This is a genomic window from Nostoc cf. commune SO-36 (assembly GCF_023734775.1).
GTDB classification, from domain to species: domain Bacteria; phylum Cyanobacteriota; class Cyanobacteriia; order Cyanobacteriales; family Nostocaceae; genus Nostoc; species Nostoc commune_A.
The window spans coordinates 5278560-5297218 of sequence record NZ_AP025732.1 but is presented as its reverse complement, the minus strand read 5'-3'; the positions used below and the strand labels follow the sequence as shown (position 1 = coordinate 5297218).

Annotated in this window: 16 protein-coding genes and 1 pseudogene; 8 read left to right on the top strand and 9 right to left on the bottom strand. The window is 41.8% G+C overall.

Annotated elements, in window-relative coordinates; genetic code table 11:
- Positions 1 to 32: 32 nt before the first annotated feature.
- Positions 33 to 3428 (bottom strand): alpha-mannosidase, encoded by a 3396-nt coding sequence (locus tag ANSO36C_RS23950; RefSeq protein ID WP_251956546.1) that lies wholly within the window; start codon positions 3426 to 3428, stop codon positions 33 to 35.
- An 88-nt stretch (positions 3429 to 3516) separates the two neighbouring features.
- On the opposite strand from ANSO36C_RS23950, the gene ANSO36C_RS34445 reads away from it, so the two are divergent.
- The 3 genes from ANSO36C_RS34445 (at position 3517) to ANSO36C_RS34435 (ending at position 5139) form a co-directional block, all read left to right on the top strand.
- Positions 3517 to 3810, top strand: coding sequence for a hypothetical protein (locus ANSO36C_RS34445; protein ID WP_323374494.1), 294 nt, complete (start codon positions 3517 to 3519; stop codon positions 3808 to 3810).
- Positions 3811 to 3890: 80 nt separating this feature from the next.
- Entirely contained in the window at positions 3891 to 4514 is a 624-nt protein-coding gene (locus ANSO36C_RS34440) for a hypothetical protein (RefSeq protein ID WP_323374493.1), read from the top strand.
- Positions 4456 to 5139 (top strand): hypothetical protein, encoded by a 684-nt coding sequence (locus ANSO36C_RS34435; protein ID WP_323374492.1) that lies wholly within the window; start codon positions 4456 to 4458, stop codon positions 5137 to 5139. The genes ANSO36C_RS34440 and ANSO36C_RS34435 overlap by 59 nt, the downstream gene beginning before the upstream one ends.
- Positions 5140 to 5329: 190 nt before the next feature.
- Here the strand turns inward: ANSO36C_RS34435 and arsS are convergent, their stop codons facing one another.
- The 5 genes from arsS to ANSO36C_RS23920 all read right to left on the bottom strand — a co-directional run bounded on the left by arsS (position 5330) and on the right by ANSO36C_RS23920 (position 9815).
- Positions 5330 to 6337, bottom strand: a complete 1008-nt coding sequence (arsS, locus tag ANSO36C_RS23940; RefSeq protein ID WP_251956545.1) for an arsenosugar biosynthesis radical SAM (seleno)protein ArsS — start codon at positions 6335 to 6337, stop codon at positions 5330 to 5332.
- 44 nt (positions 6338 to 6381) lie between these two features.
- Positions 6382 to 7341, bottom strand: a complete 960-nt coding sequence (locus ANSO36C_RS23935; RefSeq protein ID WP_251956544.1) for an inorganic phosphate transporter — start codon at positions 7339 to 7341, stop codon at positions 6382 to 6384.
- A gap of 152 nt (positions 7342 to 7493) precedes the next feature.
- Complete coding sequence (gene arsM, locus ANSO36C_RS23930) at positions 7494 to 8462, bottom strand: arsenosugar biosynthesis arsenite methyltransferase ArsM (protein ID WP_251956543.1); 969 nt, start codon at positions 8460 to 8462, stop codon at positions 7494 to 7496.
- Between the two features lie 155 nt (positions 8463 to 8617).
- A complete protein-coding gene (locus tag ANSO36C_RS23925) occupies positions 8618 to 9292 on the bottom strand; it encodes a response regulator transcription factor (protein WP_251956542.1) in 675 nt (224 codons plus the stop codon).
- A gap of 235 nt (positions 9293 to 9527) precedes the next feature.
- Positions 9528 to 9815 carry a Mo-dependent nitrogenase C-terminal domain-containing protein gene (locus ANSO36C_RS23920; RefSeq protein ID WP_251956541.1) on the bottom strand — a complete coding sequence of 96 codons (288 nt, stop codon included), beginning with the start codon at positions 9813 to 9815 and terminating at the stop codon, positions 9528 to 9530.
- Positions 9816 to 10015: 200 nt separating this feature from the next.
- Between ANSO36C_RS23920 and ANSO36C_RS23915 the strand changes: the two genes are divergently transcribed.
- On the top strand, positions 10016 to 10633 hold the full coding sequence (locus ANSO36C_RS23915; protein ID WP_251956540.1) for a class I SAM-dependent methyltransferase: 618 nt from the start codon (positions 10016 to 10018) through the stop codon (positions 10631 to 10633).
- Between the two features lie 208 nt (positions 10634 to 10841).
- On the opposite strand, the gene ANSO36C_RS23910 is transcribed toward ANSO36C_RS23915, so the two are convergent.
- Positions 10842 to 11333: a GNAT family N-acetyltransferase gene (locus tag ANSO36C_RS23910; RefSeq protein WP_251956539.1), complete on the bottom strand. Its 492-nt coding sequence runs from the start codon at positions 11331 to 11333 to the stop codon at positions 10842 to 10844.
- Between the two features lie 190 nt (positions 11334 to 11523).
- Between ANSO36C_RS23910 and ANSO36C_RS23905 the strand changes: the two genes are divergently transcribed.
- Both ANSO36C_RS23905 and namA read left to right on the top strand, forming a co-directional pair.
- Positions 11524 to 11988 carry a CYTH domain-containing protein gene (locus ANSO36C_RS23905; protein WP_251956538.1) on the top strand — a complete coding sequence of 155 codons (465 nt, stop codon included), beginning with the start codon at positions 11524 to 11526 and terminating at the stop codon, positions 11986 to 11988.
- Between the two features lie 255 nt (positions 11989 to 12243).
- Complete coding sequence (gene namA, locus ANSO36C_RS23900; protein ID WP_251956537.1) at positions 12244 to 13311, top strand: NADPH dehydrogenase NamA; 1068 nt, start codon at positions 12244 to 12246, stop codon at positions 13309 to 13311.
- On the opposite strand, the pseudogene ANSO36C_RS23895 reads toward namA, so the two are convergent.
- A pseudogene (locus ANSO36C_RS23895) lies at positions 13310 to 13477 on the bottom strand (sulfate ABC transporter substrate-binding protein); the annotation flags it as partial. The gene namA and the pseudogene ANSO36C_RS23895 overlap by 2 nt on opposite strands.
- Before the next feature lie 11 nt (positions 13478 to 13488).
- Complete coding sequence (locus ANSO36C_RS23890) at positions 13489 to 14370, bottom strand: hypothetical protein (protein WP_251956536.1); 882 nt, start codon at positions 14368 to 14370, stop codon at positions 13489 to 13491.
- A 432-nt stretch (positions 14371 to 14802) separates the two neighbouring features.
- Between ANSO36C_RS23890 and ANSO36C_RS23885 the strand changes: the two genes are divergently transcribed.
- Together ANSO36C_RS23885 and ANSO36C_RS23880 are read left to right on the top strand one after the other, a co-directional pair.
- Positions 14803 to 15396 carry a hypothetical protein gene (locus ANSO36C_RS23885; RefSeq protein WP_251956535.1) on the top strand — a complete coding sequence of 198 codons (594 nt, stop codon included), beginning with the start codon at positions 14803 to 14805 and terminating at the stop codon, positions 15394 to 15396.
- Positions 15397 to 15660: 264 nt separating this feature from the next.
- Positions 15661 to 18510 (top strand): CHAT domain-containing protein, encoded by a 2850-nt coding sequence (locus tag ANSO36C_RS23880; RefSeq protein WP_251956534.1) that lies wholly within the window; start codon positions 15661 to 15663, stop codon positions 18508 to 18510.
- Positions 18511 to 18659: the final 149 nt, after the last annotated feature.

The window sequence follows — 18659 nt, the reverse complement described above, 5'->3', positions numbered from 1 at the left end:
ACTACAACTGACCACTGACATAGCCTAGTGACTTACTCCAGCCTGGGATTAATCGCTGGGATTACCTTGAAACTGGCGATTTTCCAAGGATGTATTGTCAAGATTTGTTGCCCAGATGAGAATTCAGTTGTCGAGGAACGTTCTAACAAATCTACTGTATCTCCTAGATTCAACCCTAAATCACTTTGCCAAGATAATTCGGCTGTTTCTCCGTGAGATTCATAACACCGCAGAATTAACTGCTGTGGATTATCCTCTGATGGCTTGAAGGCCATCAAGATTAAATTTTTAGATGATAAATCTAGAAAACTCACCCCCAACCCCTCTTTACCAGAAAACAGGGGAGGATTTTTGGGTGGGTTTTCATTAACAGGATTTAATATCACTTGCAACGGTATATTCAATTCATAGCCACGCCGTACTGTATGCGCTGATTCCCAGCTACCAGCATGAGGATACAAGGTATATGTGAACTCGTGAAAGCCTTTATCAGCCTCTGAGTCTGGCCAATTAGAACTGCGTAGCAGTGTCAGGCGAAGTTGATTTGATTTGCTGTCGTAACCGTATTTACAATCATTCAGTAAACTAACACCGTAGATACCTTCCTGTGTTTCTCCTGTCAAATCAGCCCAACGCAAAGCAGGGACTTCCCATTTTGCTTGTTCTATAGGGGTTTGTGGTTTAGTTGGGCGGCGAATCGCGCCACAGGGAATTTCATAAGTAGCAAAGTCTGCTTCGACATTCAGAGGAAAAGCAGCTTTTACCAATACATGATTTTCTTGCCAATTAACGGTAGTAGCTATCTTCAGCAAAGGTAAACCAGCTTGTAGAATATAGTCTTGGCAAAATTCCGATTCACCCAACTGACGCACCACGCGCACACGACTTTGCACTGGGCCTTGTTCTAACCATTGAATAGATTGAAGATTTGTTGAGGGTAAGGGATGTTGAGCGTAGTTGGGGTCAATATTCCAAGCATCCCAATATTGACCACTGTCTTTAAAAGCTTGCAGTTGATTCCCCGCCCCACTTAAAATTTCTCGTTGATAAGTTTTGTCAAAAACACTTGATAAATCTCCGGTGTCAGGGTCTATAACAACTTGCAGGAATTCATTTTCTAGAATCCAGTCTGGGAGGAGGGGGGATGAGGGGGATAAGGGGGATGAGGGGGAAAGCCAAAATATGCGGTAGCCTATGGGTGGAATTTCGGTGGCGAGAAATAGTAGTGTTGATGGTTCAGATAATTGGGAGACAAGCTGCTTTCCAGAAGCATCATAAATCTGCCATTTTTCTGCTGTGGGTAAGGCTACAGAGACTACCTCAGAGCGTTGCCAATTGAGAGAATTGAAAACGAAAATAGGCAAACTATCGGGTTTTGGTGGTTCTGATAGGGTAATGTGAGATGCGATCGCTAATAGTGATTCTTGTAATATCTTCGTTCCTAATTGTTCAACTTGCTCCCACTGGGGCAACGCATCTGTGTAAACTTGGGTAATTGAAGAACCAGGTAAAATATCATGAAACTGTTGGAATAATACTAGTTTCCAAGCTGCTTCGATTTCTGCTTTAGGATATGTCACACCACAGCTTATGGTTGCCAAGGTAGCAAATAGTTCAGCTTCATACAATAAATTTTCACAACGACGATTCCAGCGTTTTTGATCTGCGTGGGTAGTGTAGCAACCGCGATGGAATTCGAGGTATAGTTCGTCATTCCAGGTGGGGAAGGCAGGGGGAGCAGGGGAGGTAGAGGAAGCAGGGGAGGCAGGGGGAGAATAATAACTCTTGACTTCTGAATTCTGACTTCTGACTTCTGAATTCTGCCTTCTGCCTCCTTTACTAATTTGCTGTAAATACTTTTCAGCTGTTGTAAATTCTAAGTCTGGGAAGAAAGGCGACTTTTGCCAGCGTTGGGCGGTTTCTAACATATCACGGGTGGGGCCGCCGCCGTGGTCGCCGACTCCGGGAAGCCAGAGGGATTCTACTAAACTAGTTTGGGTTTGCCATTCAAGAGCGTAGGATGCCATTTTAACCGGGTCTATAGCTTCACCGATGGGTGCAGACATCAAACTAAAGACTTCGCTACCATCAGGCGATCGCCACCAAAAAGCCCCATAATCAAATTTAGTAGTATCATTCCACCGTAACTTCTGGGTGACAAAATACTCAATGCCAGCATTAGCGAAAAACTGCGGTAAAGTTGCACAGAAACCAAAAGAATCTGGAACCCACACCACAGTTGAAAGCTGACCAAATTTTTCCTGAATGTACCGTTGACCATACAATAACTGACGGACTATTGATTCACCAGCAATTATATTGAGTTCTGGTTCCACCCACATTCCGCCGATAACTTCCCAACGTCCAGCAACTACCTGTGCTTGAATTGCCCTGAATAAATCCGGGCGATGTTCTTCAATCCAAGCATAAAGTGCGGGAGTCGAGTGACAGAAAATTAATTCAGGAAAATCTTCTTGCAGCTTCAGAACCGACTCAAAAGTGTTTTGCGCCGCATTCCAAGTTTCATTTAGCGGCCATAGCCATGCTAAATCTAAGTGAGCATGACCCAACAAGAAAATTTTAGATTTTTGATCCCCCCAACCCACGCCACTTGCTCCACTTGGGGAGACCCCAGACGCTCGCAGACTCGCTAACGCTGCGCTATCGCTTTTAGCGTCTCCCCTTGGGAGAAGACCGCAGTGGCTCCCCTTCAAAAGGGGGGCTAAGATGTCGGATTGAATTAGGTTTTGACGTAGGGACAAAAACGATCTTACTAATCCCTTCTCTACCTCCGTGTCCTCTGCGCCTCTGCGGTTCGTAACCTCCCCCACCATCGCCGCTAAAACATCCAACCTCTCCGGCGCAAACTTTTCCAAATAAACTTGCACCACAGCTAACTCATCAGCCACAAAACCCGGATCGGGATTATTATCAACAGTAGACTCATATACTAGGAGCGATCGTACTAAAGCACCATCACAATGTCCCGGACTCACTAACCGTAAAGCCACAGTAAACTCTTCCCCCGGTGTCACCCCTTGGCTAAGAAGCACTCTCGGCGAACAATCAAATAAATCACCCTCCAGCACTAACTTCCCATTCACATAAATCTCAGCAGAATCTGCCCACCAAACCAGTGCCAGCCGCAAAGACAATCCAACTAAGGGATAACCCTGTAAATCTTGGGGAACCACCAATTTTTGCACAAGCCACAGCACTTTTTTCCCGCCTGTCCAAGCTATATGTTCTTTAGCATTCAACTCGACAGGTTGCCAATGAGACAAATTAGCAGCTACAACATCAGTAATAATCAGGTCAGATTCCTGATGCAGCCACCTAGACTGAAGATTAACTTGACAAAAAGAGCGTAATTGCTCAATGGCTTGTGAGATAAATTTGGTTTGGGATTGAGAGACAGTCTGGGTCATATATTCGCTAATATGAGGTGTTGGTCGTTTTTATTGTTTGGCGCGAGTCTCACAACTTATACAAGACTTGAACTAAAAAATTACTACTATGTCTTCTGGTTCCTCTGGTCGTTATCAAAGCAGACTATTTAACTTTGTCCACCAGCAATCTCGGCGGGTAACACAACAGTGGGAACACACCTACCGACATTTGCAAGTCGCCACTAAGTGGGGCGTGGAGGTATTACTTTACCCAGTGTATCTACTGTTTCAGTCATCTGAATCATCTGGGAAAACGCTACATACTAAAGAACCACAAACCAGACTGAAGTTACAACCAAATGATACCGATTTTCAGCCTGAAACTCTTCAAATACTGATAGTCCGATTCAAAATGTATTAGAAGCAGTTTATTCTCTGTCATCTGATGAACCCGCTTCCACTCCTACGAAAACATATCAACGTTTCCAACCTTTGATTTTTTTGGGAGTTTTTCGACCAAAATTTATTAATAATAACGTTAATCTTACTCAATCATCAAATATTACAGACACTCAAGCCGTAAGTTTAAATCCTTCATATTTAGAGAATGCTCTCAAGCAGCATCCAATAGTACGGGGAATTGCTACAAATTTGAGTAACCGTAGTTTAGTACTTGTTACTACCGATAATGAAATTTTAGACATCTTAACACCCCAACAGCAGGTAAAATTAGAAAATAGAATTATTAACGAAGTTGCTAATTACTGGCAGTATTGGCGTCTGATTGAAGCTAAAAAGGAAACGCAGCTATTACCACAAATTGACAGTTTATTAGCAAAGCTCACTGACATAAATACAGCCAAAGCTCTAGTTTTAGCTGACAGAATACCCAAAGATTTACTTAATACAGATAGATTATTAGCCTTTCTAGATATAACCGTTGCTAAGTTAGAATCAAATGCTTTAGTACCTGTCCAAGAACGTAGTCAGGAAGTTGTCCAACTTGCCCAAACTCAGTTAAACATATTTCTTTATGGCAAAGAGCAATTAGCCGCTAACAGAGAAATTGCAGCTACTGCTGATAATTTGGAAAACTCATACACTGAATATTCACGCTTTGATTGAGACGGCGCTTAATTACTTTTTTGGTGTTGGTAGTAGAAAAACATTTGAGCCAACAATTACTGATGAGCAATTGCCAAGTAAACTATTCTCATCACGCCTGAGAAAAGTTTTGTCTAAAAGCCCTCAGTTGGAGAACCAGGATTTAAAAAATGATCCTTGGCTAACGTGGAATGATTTATTTGGTGACACCGAAACTGTAGGTGATAAGCCAGTTACAATTTCTCAAAGAAAAAATCCTGCTTTTGCCTCAAGTTTATCAGGAGGGCATTTTTCACCACAGAATTTGAGTGTAAAACAACCTAAACTCGAATCTGATTTAGTGAGAAGTAAACAACTAAATAGTAATCTTGCCTCAATTCAAAAAACATCGAGAAAAATCACCTCTGCTAAACAAAGCCCAACTAAAAGCGAGAGTCGTAAAGGGGAAATGTTGAAACAGCAGTTTCATCAAAGCAGTCAAGTTGAGGCACAACCAGACTGGATAGAAACCAAAGCAACTTTAACAGGTTATGAAAAGCACCCCTTAGAGCAACTTTTGGAATGGCTTGATTATGTTATGCTCTGGCTAGAAGAAAAATTTGTAAATATTTTTCGGTCGTTGCGTCGGTTATGGCAGGGGAAATAATAGTAATTTGTCGGTATGCCGCATTGGTGTCAACTATAAGGTAAAACTCCTTTCAAATCTCGTTTCCAGCCTCTGGCTGGAAATGCTCATCATAGCGGCTCTGCCGCAAGTCAGAGAGGCGGCAGCCCCTAAGATGGCAACGAGACAATGTAAAAGCTTTTTGAGACTGGTGGGTTCCCTCCTGCCTCTTTCACAGCAAAGCGCCACCACAACTAGAACCACACCCAGCAGTACAACCATAACAATAAGCAGCAGTTTGTATCTTATCAATCAGATTTAAACTACCAGCTTCTAACAATTTGCCAACTGTTAAAGTTTCACCATTGCGAGTCTTAGCAGGCAAATTCATCATTTGGTTAAAGTCACAATCATATACATTGCCTAGATAGTCAATTGAAAGTTCATCACGGCACATTAAATGTTCAACTGTGTTGAGATTAAAATGCAATTCTAAAAACTGCAAATAGCTAGCGTACAGTTTTTTCCGCTCTAAATGCATTTTAGTTCTACCAACTGGAAGGTTAGTAATGGTAAAGAGGTTATTAAATACAATATCAAAATGTTCTTGTAAGAACATTTTGTAATGTTGTTCTAGGTTACTCTGTTCTGGAGCTAGAGAAAATTTTTCATCGGTGGGTAATTGCGGATTAAAAACTAAGTCCAAAATTAAATTTTTCTCTCTACCATAGCCGAGTTGATTAAGCCACTGCAAAGCTTTGACTGAACTATCAAAAACACCAGTACCGCGCATTTTATCAACATTATCTGCTAAGTAACAGGGTAGGGAAGCGACAACTCTGACTTGGTGTTTAGCAAAATATTCTGGTAAATCGCCAAATCCATTTTCAAAATAAATGGTCAAATTAGACCGGACAATTACTTGTTTACCAGTTGCTGTTGCTGCTTCCACCAATGGCTTAAATCCATAATTCATTTCTGGTGCGCCACCAGTCAAATCCAATATTTTAATTTCGGGAAATTTATGGATTAGCGAAATCAATTGTTCGCAAATTTCAGGAGAAAGTTCTTCTGTACGTTTTGGCCCGGCTTCCACATGACAGTGTGTACAGGCAAGGTTACACCGCTTACCTAGATTAATTTGTAAAACAGTGATTCCTTTTTTTGTTAAAGGTGAAGTGAGTTTGTGGTTAAACGGTTTGACTGCTTTATCTAGTGTAATTATTGATTGAGTTTGCATTATTTACTATTCCTTAAAAATGGCACAACCATAATACAGTTTTTCTAACCTTGCAATAATCTATAGGTTATTCCACTAATAATTGCCGCAGTTGGTAAAGTTAAAATCCACGATAGGAGGATCTGATAAAAAACACGCATATTAGATTTTTTGCTAATCAATCCCACACCAAAAATAGAACCAACCGAAACGTGAGTAGTAGAAACTGGAAGCCCAAACTGACTAGCTGCAATGACGAGAACTCCAGTTACTATATTTGCTGATAAGCCTTGAGTATGATTCATTGAGGTAATCTTTTCACTCATGGTGACAGCAACTTTTTGAGAGTTGAGTAAACCGCCAAGCGCCATTGCGAGCGCTATTGTAATGATGCCTCCTTGAATCGAGAAATACTCAATAATTAGGATGAATGAAACAATTTTAGGAGTATCATTTAATCCTCTAGCAAAACTGACAATTGCAGCACTGAGAAAATGGCAAGCATCAACTATTTTTTGATTGATTGGTAGATGCCATTTGTAATTAGTATAGCCAGATAACCAGTAAATTCCTGCTCCCAAAGGAATAGCAATGATTGGACTAAGTAATAAAGGCAAAATAAAGGAAGTTCCCAAAGCGGCAAAATTAAGTTGTAGTCCGATCGCAACTAATCCAGCGCCAACAATAGCACCCGTTAAACTGTGAGTTGTGGAAACGGGAAACCCCATGAGGGTGGCAATGAGTACAGTTAAACCAGTTGCGATCGCAACTGCTATATGAAACTCTGGGGAGTTAGCGATCGCATCAGGTAATAGTCCTTCACCAGAGAAGCTTTGAATTAGTGTTCCTGCTAAAAAAGTCGCAGTGATTGCACCAGCAAAAGTTGTAAAAGTTGCCCACAAAATTGCTGTTTGATAGCTACTCGTTCTGCTACCAAACAACGTTGCTACACCTTTAAAGTTATCATTTGCGCCATTAGAATATGCCAAAAAAAGCGTAGCTAAAAACAGACTAATTAACAACATTTTGGGCTTTATAAAGAAGAAACCAGAAGTCAGAATTCACAATTCACAATATAATAAGTGAAATATCCCAACTTTGCATTCATTATCCAGTCGCAGATAATTATTTTGAATTCTGACTCCTGACTCCTGACTCCTGAATTCTGTTTGATAAATTAGCAACAGCCACCACCGCTATAGTGCCAGGTTGAATTGGTAACAATTATTTCTGCTGGCTTGATAGCAGCAAGTTTAGCAGCAGTTTTATCACACACTGCTGCGGGAATCCCTAGCTGAAGTAGATGACCTGCTGAGTCGTCAAAGAAAGGTTCAGTACCAGCATAAATTGCTGTTTTACCAGTGAAAATACAAGCACCATCTTCGGGAATTTCAACTTTAAAAGAGACAGAATCCAAACTTTCTAAAAGTAGATTTTCTTCTAAATTATAAGTTTGGGAATCTAGGAGACGATAAGGGCGACGAGCGCGAATTTCAATTTGACCAAAACCAGCATTTATAATCCGCTCAGTATACTCTTGATATGTGAGTGCGCCTGATAAACACATGGCTCTCAGTCGCTCATCTTGTTGAAGATGTGCTGGAATTGGACGAGTAGCAATTGGATCGCTCATCTGCAAGCGTCCACCTGGTTTTAATACCCGATATGCTTCTTTTAAAGCACGAGTTAAATCTTCTGGTTCAAAGATGTTGAAAAGGCAATTTTGGGCGACTATATCGACGCTAGCATCAGCAACAGGTAAGTTAAAAGCATCGCCTTCACGGATTTTTACAAAGCTGGGGTCAAACCAGGGGTTTTCTTGAGCAGCAATTTGCAAGTTACGTGCAGCTGCTTCCCGCATGGCTTCAACCGGTTCAATAGCAATTACAGCACTTGCATAGCGGGAAAAATAAGCGAATTGCAACGCTTCCAAGCCGCCGCCAACGCCGACATACAGCACAGTCGGTTGGTTTCCTAGTTCCGTGGGGTGAACAGTGGTGCCACAACCATAGTTCATTTCCTGCATTGGCAAAGAAATTTTCAATCCTGGTAGTTGCAGGGGTGTACTTTGCACACAACAAAGTCCAACTTGCGGAGTTTGGGCAACTTCGCGGTAGAATTGCGCTGCTGTTTCTAGATAGGTCATGCAGTTTTAGATTTTAGATTATGACAGCTTTGTGCATCCTAATATAATTAACTCTGAGTTGGATAAGTTTCGACTCAGATTGCCAAAAAATCTAAATCTTCATATAACGATGAATTTTGGGGATTGGAGACTAGAGACTGGGGCAATCCCCAAATTCAATCACGCAATGTGTACCCAACACCGATCACAGTTTGAATTAGGCATTTTTCGTTATTAGCTTCAAGTTTTAGGCGCAGGTAGCGAATGTAAGCTTCGATGATGTTGGCATCGCCCATGATGTCATAACCCCAGGCTTCCTTTAAAATGCGATCGCACGTAATTACCTGTCGCGGATGGGCAAGTAAATATTCTAGTAAATCAAATTCCTTAGCAGTTAACTCAATTAACCGCCGATCTCGATACACTTCCCGCGTGCGACGATTTAAACTCAGGTCTTCAAATTTTAAAACATCTGCGGCCCCTGCTTGGTGGCTTCTTCGCAGGTGAACACTGACTCTAGCTAATAATTCATCAACGGTGAAGGGTTTAACGAGGTAATCATCAGCACCAGCCTCTAAGCCTGCAATGCGATCGCTCACTTCATCTTTGACGGTTAATAAGATTATCGGCACTCTATCAACAATACTTCGCAGGCGGCGGCAAATTTCCAACCCCGATGAACCAGGCAACATCCAGTCTAAAATTACTAAATCTAGATGTAACTCCCGCGCTGCGGTGAGTGCAGTTAATCCATCGTAGGCAACACTGACTTGATAGCCTTCATAATTCAATTCCAATTCGACAAATCGTGCCAGTTTGACCTCATCTTCAACCAGTAAGATGTGCGTCATGATGATATTAATGATTTCAGCAGGATACGGTAAGCAAGAATACGGACTGGAAACACTGTCTTCGAGGTGTCAGCTACTTAATAGCCAAACATCTAATTAGGTGTACGTTAGCTTAGTATAAACCTGAGTAAGTAACAACCGTAAGTCTGCAATTTGCGTCGGCTGTGCCCGCCGTTCGCATAGCGTCTCGTAGAGAAGGCATCGCTGCTTGATCAAATAACGATCCAACTGGCTATTAGCAATAGGCTGTGACATCTTCACCGCATTCATCGGCAAGATAACAGAGCGCTTTAAAACGCAAACCGACCACTTCCTCGTATAACGGATTTAATTTACACATTGGAGGTATGTGAAGCAGCTTCCGACCAAACAGCATGATATCTCGCTCAAAGGGACACTGAGCAGGAATAGATTTGCACAGGAAATGAGCTAATTTGGAGTTATGAATTTCTATCGTTTCCAACCACTCGCGGACTGGGTGCAGTAAATCATTGTGTAACTGGGCTTGAATAAAGCTTGTCATAATTTTTCACCTTAATAATTTCAAACTAGATTGAGTTTGTTGTACTTGAACCTTTATAAATAAATACAGTTAGGTTTTGTAGTTTTATGCACTTATTGCTTGTTCTTTGGCACACTGTTAACTACATATTTAAGTCCTACAGTTCCTGATAATTTGTCTTCACTTTTGATGTCAGATTGAAAAACCAACGCGAAAAACTAATGACTGATGACTTTTTCAGTAATAAAAAGTTACTTTTTGATCTATGGGCACCGAGTTACGACTGGCTTTTTCCTTCAGTGTTTTATCGAGCCGTTCACAAACGGTTATTGCAGTATGTCGATTTACCAGAACCAGCAAATGTACTTGATATAGGGTGTGGTACTGGACGCTTGCTTGAGCGCCTTGCCACTCAGTTTCCCCATCTGCGAGCCACCGGATTGGATTTATCTGCTAATATGTTGCGGCTAGCAAGACAAAGCAACCGCCACCGTCCACGTTTAATTTATATCGAGGGCAAAGCTGAGTCTCTTCCCTTTGCTGATGGTCAATTTAATTCTGTTTTCAGCACTATCAGCTTCTTGCACTATTTGGAACCTAAACAGGTGCTTAATGAAATAGCACGGGTACTTTCTCCCGGTGGACGCTTTTATTTGGTTGACATTACTTCTAATAAAGAGGCAGAACCTCAATTATTGCCAATCTCTCCCCGTGGAATTAGACTTTACAGCCCTAATCAACGTCAACTTATTGGCTCTTCTGCTGGGCTATTGTGTTTGAATCACCACTATTTACTAGGGCCTGTCTTACTAACGATTTTTGCTAAACCTCCGATTTAAAATGGGAGTCGGGACTTGCAAAAAATAAATTATCGCAGATTATTTCTAGATTTGTAGGGGCGCAAGTCTTTGCGCCCCTACTTATGCAAAATATCTCTCAAACTCTTATTTCTCCGTGTCCTCTGCGCCTCTGTGGTACGCTTCTCCTGTCGAAGACTTTATATCTACGTTATTCCATAACTCTTGCGTAAGCTTTATTAATTACGAATCACAAATTACCTCGATGTTTCATAAACACCACAGGAATTCTGAGCAGTTTTTTAGCTAATTGCGAGAATTTATATTTCCCCTTAAGTGTAGACAAGCTGCTTGTCCTGGGAATCTGTGGCAAGTCTTCAAAAGATATTTCCACAAAGTCAAAGCGACTGTAAAACTTCGCCAATCGATGACCTAAACATTCAAGATAAAGTGGTTGTGTTGCTGTATTAATCAAATGCTGCGTTAGCAAAGTACCCAAACCGCGATTTCTCCAAGTTGATGCAACGACCAAACTACCAAGTTCTTGTGCCCCTGAAAAACTACGTAGCTGTCCGCAAGCTACAAGATTGTTATTGCATTCAATTATCCAAAATTGCTGCCAATTTAATTGGGTTGGATCAAGTTTTGCTGAGAATACCAGCAATAGAATTGACCACTGATCCGCAGAGGTTGCTTTGCGAAGGACACATCCAGATGGTAACAACAGATTACTCTGGCTCATTATCATTAATTATATTTTGATAGTTTGTCTCACAATCATCACATCATATAGCGGTTCTCGTTTAGGTGAGGTACACCCGTAGGGGCGCAAGTCCTTGCGCCCCTACTACAAAATATAAAAATTCCGATTAAGTTGATATATTTAGTTTATAAGCATAGTCTAGTTTCATACATAAAAGCAAATAGATAAAATGGCGAAAGAAATAGAGCGGAAATATTTAGTTTTAGGAGATAGCTGGAGAGGATTAGCTGAAGGTAATGTCTATCGTCAAGGATACATTGCCACACAAGACAAAGTGGCTGTACGTATACGTGTAGTGGGAGAAAAAAGTTATTTGACAATTAAAGGCCCCAGTATTAAATATTCAAGATTAGAGTTTGAGTACCCTATTCCTGTTGAAGATGCTCAAGAAATGCTTGAAACGTTGTGCGAACGTCCCTTTATTGAAAAAGTCAGATATAAAATAGAGTGGCGTGGTTTGATTTGGGAAATAGATGAGTTTGATGGTGTTAATAAAGGATTAATATTAGCAGAAGTTGAACTCAGCGATGAAAATCAACAAATTGAACTACCAACCTGGATTGGACAAGAAGTTTCTGACGATGCCAGATATTTCAATAGTAATTTAGTAAAACACCCTTTTTCCCAGTGGTAATTACTGAAATATCGGTGAGATATTAAGGAGGGCATCTTATTTTTGTAAAAATATCCTTAGCCCTGGCGAATGGAATTCACACGCCAGTTAATTTCTGATGAGGAAATCCCCAGGCGTGGTGCGATCGCAACTAATCGCTAATGAAGGGGCATAACGCGATTCTGTTAAAATTTTTAATACAGAAGCAGAACATAGATTCGATTCAGCATTTCATCATCTAGTTTAGCGATCGCACCATCAAAGGAATTAATACCAATGGCACACCTGTTTGAACCATTAAATATTCGTGAAGTTACTTTCCGCAACCGCATCGCTGTTTCACCGATGTGTCAATATTCCAGTACAAATGGATATGCTAACGATTGGCACGTGGTTCATTTAGCTTCTCGTGCAGTTGGTGGTGCAGGTATAGTGCTAACAGAAGCAGCAGCTGTAGAACCTCGCGGACGCATTAGTCCACAAGATTTGGGAATCTGGTCAGATGCACACATAGAAAATTTAGCTAAAGCTGTAGCATTAATTCATAACTTTGGAGCTGTTGCAGGTATTCAACTTGCTCATGCAGGCAGAAAGGCCAGCACTGCCAAACCGAGTAAGGGAGGAAAAGCGCTGGATGAATCTCAGGAAGGTTGGCGTCCCTTGGTTTCCAGTAGTGCCATCGCTTTTAGCAAAGATAGCCCAGTTCCAGAAGCCCTCACTCTTGAGGGAATTCAAGAAATTATTGATGCCTTTGTCCAAGCTACCAAACGTTCTCTACAAGCTGGTTTTAAGGTAGTAGAAATCCATGCTGCCCACGGTTACTTACTGCACCAATTTCTCTCACCCCTTTCTAACCACCGTCAAGATGATTATGGTGGTAGTTTTGAAAACCGGACTCGTCTCCTCAAAGAAGTGGTTCAAGCAGTTCGAGAGGTTTGGCCGCAGACACATCCACTTTGGCTACGCATCTCTGCCACCGATTGGGTAGATAATGGCTGGGACATTGAGCAAAGTATTGCTTTAAGCGACAAACTCAAGTCTTTAGGAGTAGATTTGATCGACTGTTCATCAGGCGGTATTATACCGGGCATTAATATCCCAATTAAACCTGGTTATCAGACTGAGTTTGCCGAACGCATCCGCCGCGAAGCCGATATTTATACAGGAGCTGTGGGCTTAATTACATCCCCTGAACAAGCTGACCAGATTATTCGCACAGAAGTAGCTGATATAGTGCTGTTGGGACGGGAACTACTCCGCAATCCTTACTGGCCACATTTGGCAGCTAAACAACTAGGACAGGATAAACTCTGGCCTGTTCAATATGATCGAGCTTGGTTGTGATCGTGCGAGTTCCATGTTTATCAACGTTTTTATCTACAACAGCAACCGGATTGTCGATGGAGATATTGACATCAGGCACAATATATGAAAGTTCATCGGTATTTTTTGCTGATAAAATCATCTCTTTTTCATAGTTGAGTAAAACATCACCCTGACCATCTTTAAAAAGTTGTTAAATTACAAATTAGGAAGATTGGTTTTAGAAACTTCTGGACTACGAATGATGATATGTCCCTTATCACTTTCTTGAATAGCTAACACTGAGGGTAGCTCATCAACTTTTGCATTTGGGGGCAATGCTCGAAACAAATAAATCCAGCCACCACGTTCTAGGAGTAAGCGCCAGACTCTTGGCTCTTTTGGATTGCTAATATCATTATCTTCCCTACCTCGCAAGTCCTCGAATAGACCGCGATCGCCAATAATGCGATAACCTTTTAAAGAAGGATCGGCAAATACATCATCAAGTTTGCGTCCCACAGCAAACTTCTCTTCCGGTGTAATTAACGCTATGACGGGCAAGGTGGAGTTTTGACCTGCATCTCGTCGGGCATCTGCAATGCCTTGCCAACGAGCTAACCAAAATATCACAATTAATACCCAGGATACTATTACTATTTCATTGACTAGCGATCGCAGAAAATCAACTGAGCGCAATTGCCCAAAACCAAATTCAGCTAGAGATTTAAGCTGTTTAGCTGTCCATGAGCGTTTGTGTTGAGTACCAGAGATGATGCGATTGAGTAGTAATTGGCTGGTAGAGACTACCGTATCACTGATGATTTTAATTAACCATAATGTAGCTTGAATTGCGATCGCAGCGATAAAAAAGGCGATCGCTGTTTTGCAGATTGTCCAGATATCTCCGAAAAATATTTGCAGGGGAACTATGAGAAAAGACTGTGCAGGTAAATCGAGAGTATTGACTTCTAGTTGAAAAAAGTAGAAATATGACCACCGATAAATCCAGCCTGCAAAGAAAAGCGCCGCACCCAGCAAGCCAAGTACACTAGTGAATTTACCTAAAATATTGCTTTCTTGGTTGGGTGTTTGGGTCATAGAGGAGATAGGGGATATAAGGGAAACAAATATACTGTGACCTCACTTCCAAACCTCTCTCCTAAAAGGCTACGGTGTACACACATCTTTTTGCTGGGTGCAAAATGTGTATTGATCCCCCTAAATCCCCCTTAAAAAGGGGGACTTTGAGAGCTTTTTGCCCCCCTTTTTAAGGGGGGTTGGGGGGATCAAAAGCCTGTAGTGCAACTCTAAAAGACTTGTGTGTACACCGTAGCTCCTAAGAGAAGAGAGGCTTTGAATCTTACTCCCCTTCCCTTGCAGGGAAGGGGTTGGGGGTTAGGTCATATTGCGCTCAACTGTAAACTGCTACAGGTAAATAATCAGTCGATTTTAGTAATTTTACGGAAATTTAGTATCTGCCTTTGAAGTTTAATGAGAAAGTTAAACATAGTCAAATATACTGTTAAAGCCATGAAAGCTTTTTTCCAGAGATGGGTTGTAGCAATCCTAGTAATGGCAACAGCGATCGCAGGAAACATTCAAGCTGTAATTAGCCAGGATGTCAAGACGGGAAATTTATTGTTGGCACAGACACCAGTCAACGCAGATGAATTAGAACTTGCAGTAGCATTACCAGAGTTAGCAGAGATCATCCTTAATGGTGGTGAGTCAAGCAGTGGTCGAGTAATAGGAATTGATGCACAAAGGCAAGCTCTATCAATTCAGCGTAGTGGCAAAACTGCTACAATTTCCCTGAGCCAAATTGCAAAAGTAGTTTTCAAGAATGGAGCGTTGGCTTACAGAAGCAATGGGCGGCAAATTATGCGGGGTGGGGGAGAACGTCCTACAGGCAAGACAGTAAGTTGGAGTGGTATACCCATAAATAATTTTACTGTAAAAAATACTACCCAAGGTCAAGCGGTGTTGAAGCTCAAACCACCTGTAGTTTCCCCAGCACAGTTACGGGGTATTCAATCAGTGGCGAGAGATCGGCAATATGTGGTGGATGAAATCCAGTTCAATTCGCAACAAAGAACGATCACTATTCTGGCAAAACCTTATTAATCGTGAATTATTCCATCTGTAGGGGCGCACAACTAGCTGTACGCTCTTATTTATTTCGACATTAATAACGAAAATCATGAGTTTGTAACAAAAAATCGTGAGTTTATAGCAAAAAATCGTGAGTTTGTAACAAAAAATCGTGAGTTTGTAACGAAAAATCGTGAGTTTGTAACGAAAATCATGAGTTTATAGCAAAAAATCGTGAGTTTGTAACAAGAGCTTCTGCTAACACCCAATTGAAAACAGCTACCTTTGCGCTACTCTATGAAAAAAATTCTTACCAGTCTTTTAGCTGTGGGCTTTTATCTAACGCCTTTAACAGTGATGCTGATGGCTCCACCCACCTGGGGACAGACTCAAAACTCGCGATCGCAAGAAGCAGAAAGACTGCTAGAGCAAGGGATAAAACTGACACAGCAACAGGAATACCAACAGGCAATACAAATATTTCAGCAAGGTTTAACCATTGCGCGACAACTCAAAGACCAAAAAATTGAAGCAACTGCACTGCTTGGGCTTGGGTTTAACTACGACGCTTTAGGAGAAAAGCAAAAAGCACTCGATTTTTACAACCAAGCTCTGCCCCTTTGGCGTGCTGTGGGCGATCGCACTGGTGAAGCTCGTACACTCAATAACATCGGTCTAGTCTACAACGCTTTAGGAGAAAAGCAAAAAGCACTCGATTTTTACAACCAAGCTCTGCCCCTTAGGCGGGCTGTGGGCGATCGCTCTGGTGTTGCGACTACACTCAATAACATCGCTGGAGTCTACGACACTTTAGGAGAAAAGCAAAAAGCACTCGATTACCTCAACCAAGCTCTGCCCCTTATTCAGGCTGTGGGCGATCGCTCTGGTGTTGCGACTACACTCAATAACATCGGTGCAGTCTACGACGCTTTAGGAGAAAAGCAAAAAGCACTCGATTTTTACAACCAAGCTCTGCCTATAAGACGGGCTGTAGGTGATCGCACTGGTGTTGCCACTACACTCAATAACATCGGTGCAGTCTACGACGTTTTAGGAGAAAAGCAAAAAGCACTCGATTTTTACAACCAAGCTCTGCCCCTTATTCGGGCTGTGGGCGATCGCACTGGTGAAGCTCGCACACTCAATAACATCGGTTTAGTCTACGACGATTTAGGAGAAAAGCAAAAAGCACTCGATTACCTCAACCAAGCTCTGCCCCTTTGGCGTGCTGTGGGCGATCGCTCTGGTGAAGCGACTACACTCAATAACATCGGTGCAGTCTACGACGATTTAGGAGAAAAGCAAAAAGCACTCGATTTTTACAACCAATCTCTGCCCCTTATTCGGGCTGTGGGCAATCGCACTGGTGAGGCTCGCACACTCAATAACATCGGTGGAGTCTACAACGCTTTAGGAGAAAAGCAAAAAGCACTCGATTTTTACAACCAATCTCTGCCCCTTTCGCGTGCTGTGGGCGATCACACTGGTGTTGCGGCTACACTCAATAACATCGGTGGAGTCTACAACGCTTTAGGAGAAAAGCAAAAAGCACTCGATTTTTACAACCAATCTCTGCCCCTTTCGCGTGCTGTGGGCGATCGCGCTGGTGAAACTATCACTTTGGGTAATATTGGTGTACTCTTCCAAAGTACAAATCGGCCAACTGAAGCCATTACTAATTTAGAGCAATCTCTCAAAATCAGCTTAGAAATGCGTCGGGGTTTACAACGAGAAAATCGCCAAAACTTTTTACAGCAAAACGGTTGGAGTGCAACTGCTTTAGTGGATGTCTTGATTAATCAAAAAAAATACGCTGAAGCTTTTGAATGGGTTAACCTATTCACTACAGCCGACCTTGCTGATTATACTCGCCTGATTAATGCCAAAGTTGCCAACCTAGAAGCACAAAAAGCCATTGACGACTGGAGTACAAAAAATCAACAATTAGAATCCTTGCGACAACAACTGCAAAACAACCGTTCCGAAAGCCTACCCCAACAAATTCGGCAATTAGAAGCACAAGTTTATTCAGAAGCCGAAAATATCTCTCGCCGTTTCCCTGAAGTAGCAGAACTATTTGAAACTACACCCGCAGATATTAAAAACCTGACATCCTCCATTCCCGCAGGAACGGTTATAGTCCAACCTGTCTTGCTGACTAATGCGAGAGATATACCCAAAAACGTTGCCTTTTTTATCTTTACAAAAGGTCAGTTGAGCGTTATTAAAAAATCTATTGACCCCACTGAATTTAATAAACTTGTTGCCGATTACCTAAAACAGGTACAAGACGACAGTGATGCTAACTTCACTGAAACAGGTAGCAAACTTTATGATATTCTCATTCGTCCCGTCGAAGACAAAATTAAAACTTTATCACCCAAACAACTGAGCATTATTGCTACTGGTCAACTGCGTCATTTACCTTTTGAGACTCTTTACGACAGTAAAACCGACCAATTTCTAATCCAGAAATATCCTGTCAACTATCTCACTCGCATTTCTAATAATTCCCTAAAATCTCCAGGTGTGCAAAATACCGTCCCCGGCAAACCACAAGCTGTTTTAGCATTTGGTAATCCAGTACCCCGTGACCCGCAAAATCTCCCAGGTGCAGAGATAGAAGTCACAAAGATTAAAGAAATACTGCCAGACAGTGAAGTTTATATCAATAAAGAAGCTACTCTAGAAAAGTTTAGATCCCAAGCATTGCGCTTTTCCTTTTTGCACTTAGCAACTCACGGCTGTTTCCAAACTGAAGATTGTAAACAAGTCAATTTAAAAAATAATACATTACTATTTGCTGACAAAACTTTAGACATTGCCAATGCTGCTCTTTTAGGGCTACAAGGCACACAACTGATTACTCTCAGTGCTTGTCAAACTGCTGTAGACACTAACTCTAATGACGTAGGAATTACAGGAGTTGCTTATATATTTGAGCGGGCTGGTGCTAAAGCTGTGATGGCTAGTTTGTGGGCGGTTGATGATGAAGCAACTCGGGAATTAATGGTTGATTTTTATCAAAATCTCAAGCAGGGTATGACCAAAGGTGAAGCTTTGCAAAAAGCTAAGTTAAAGCTAATTGCAGACCATCGTCATCCTTTTTATTGGTCGCCCTTTGTCTTGATTGGCGATGCACGGTAAAGTAATTCGTAATTCGTAATGACGCTCGATGACTCGCTAACGCTGCGCTATCGCCCTTGGCGTGCCGTAGGCAAGACTCGCTACCGCTACGCTAACGTAATTCGTAATTAAAGCCAAGGCGAATGGAATTCGCGGCTACACAGGCATAG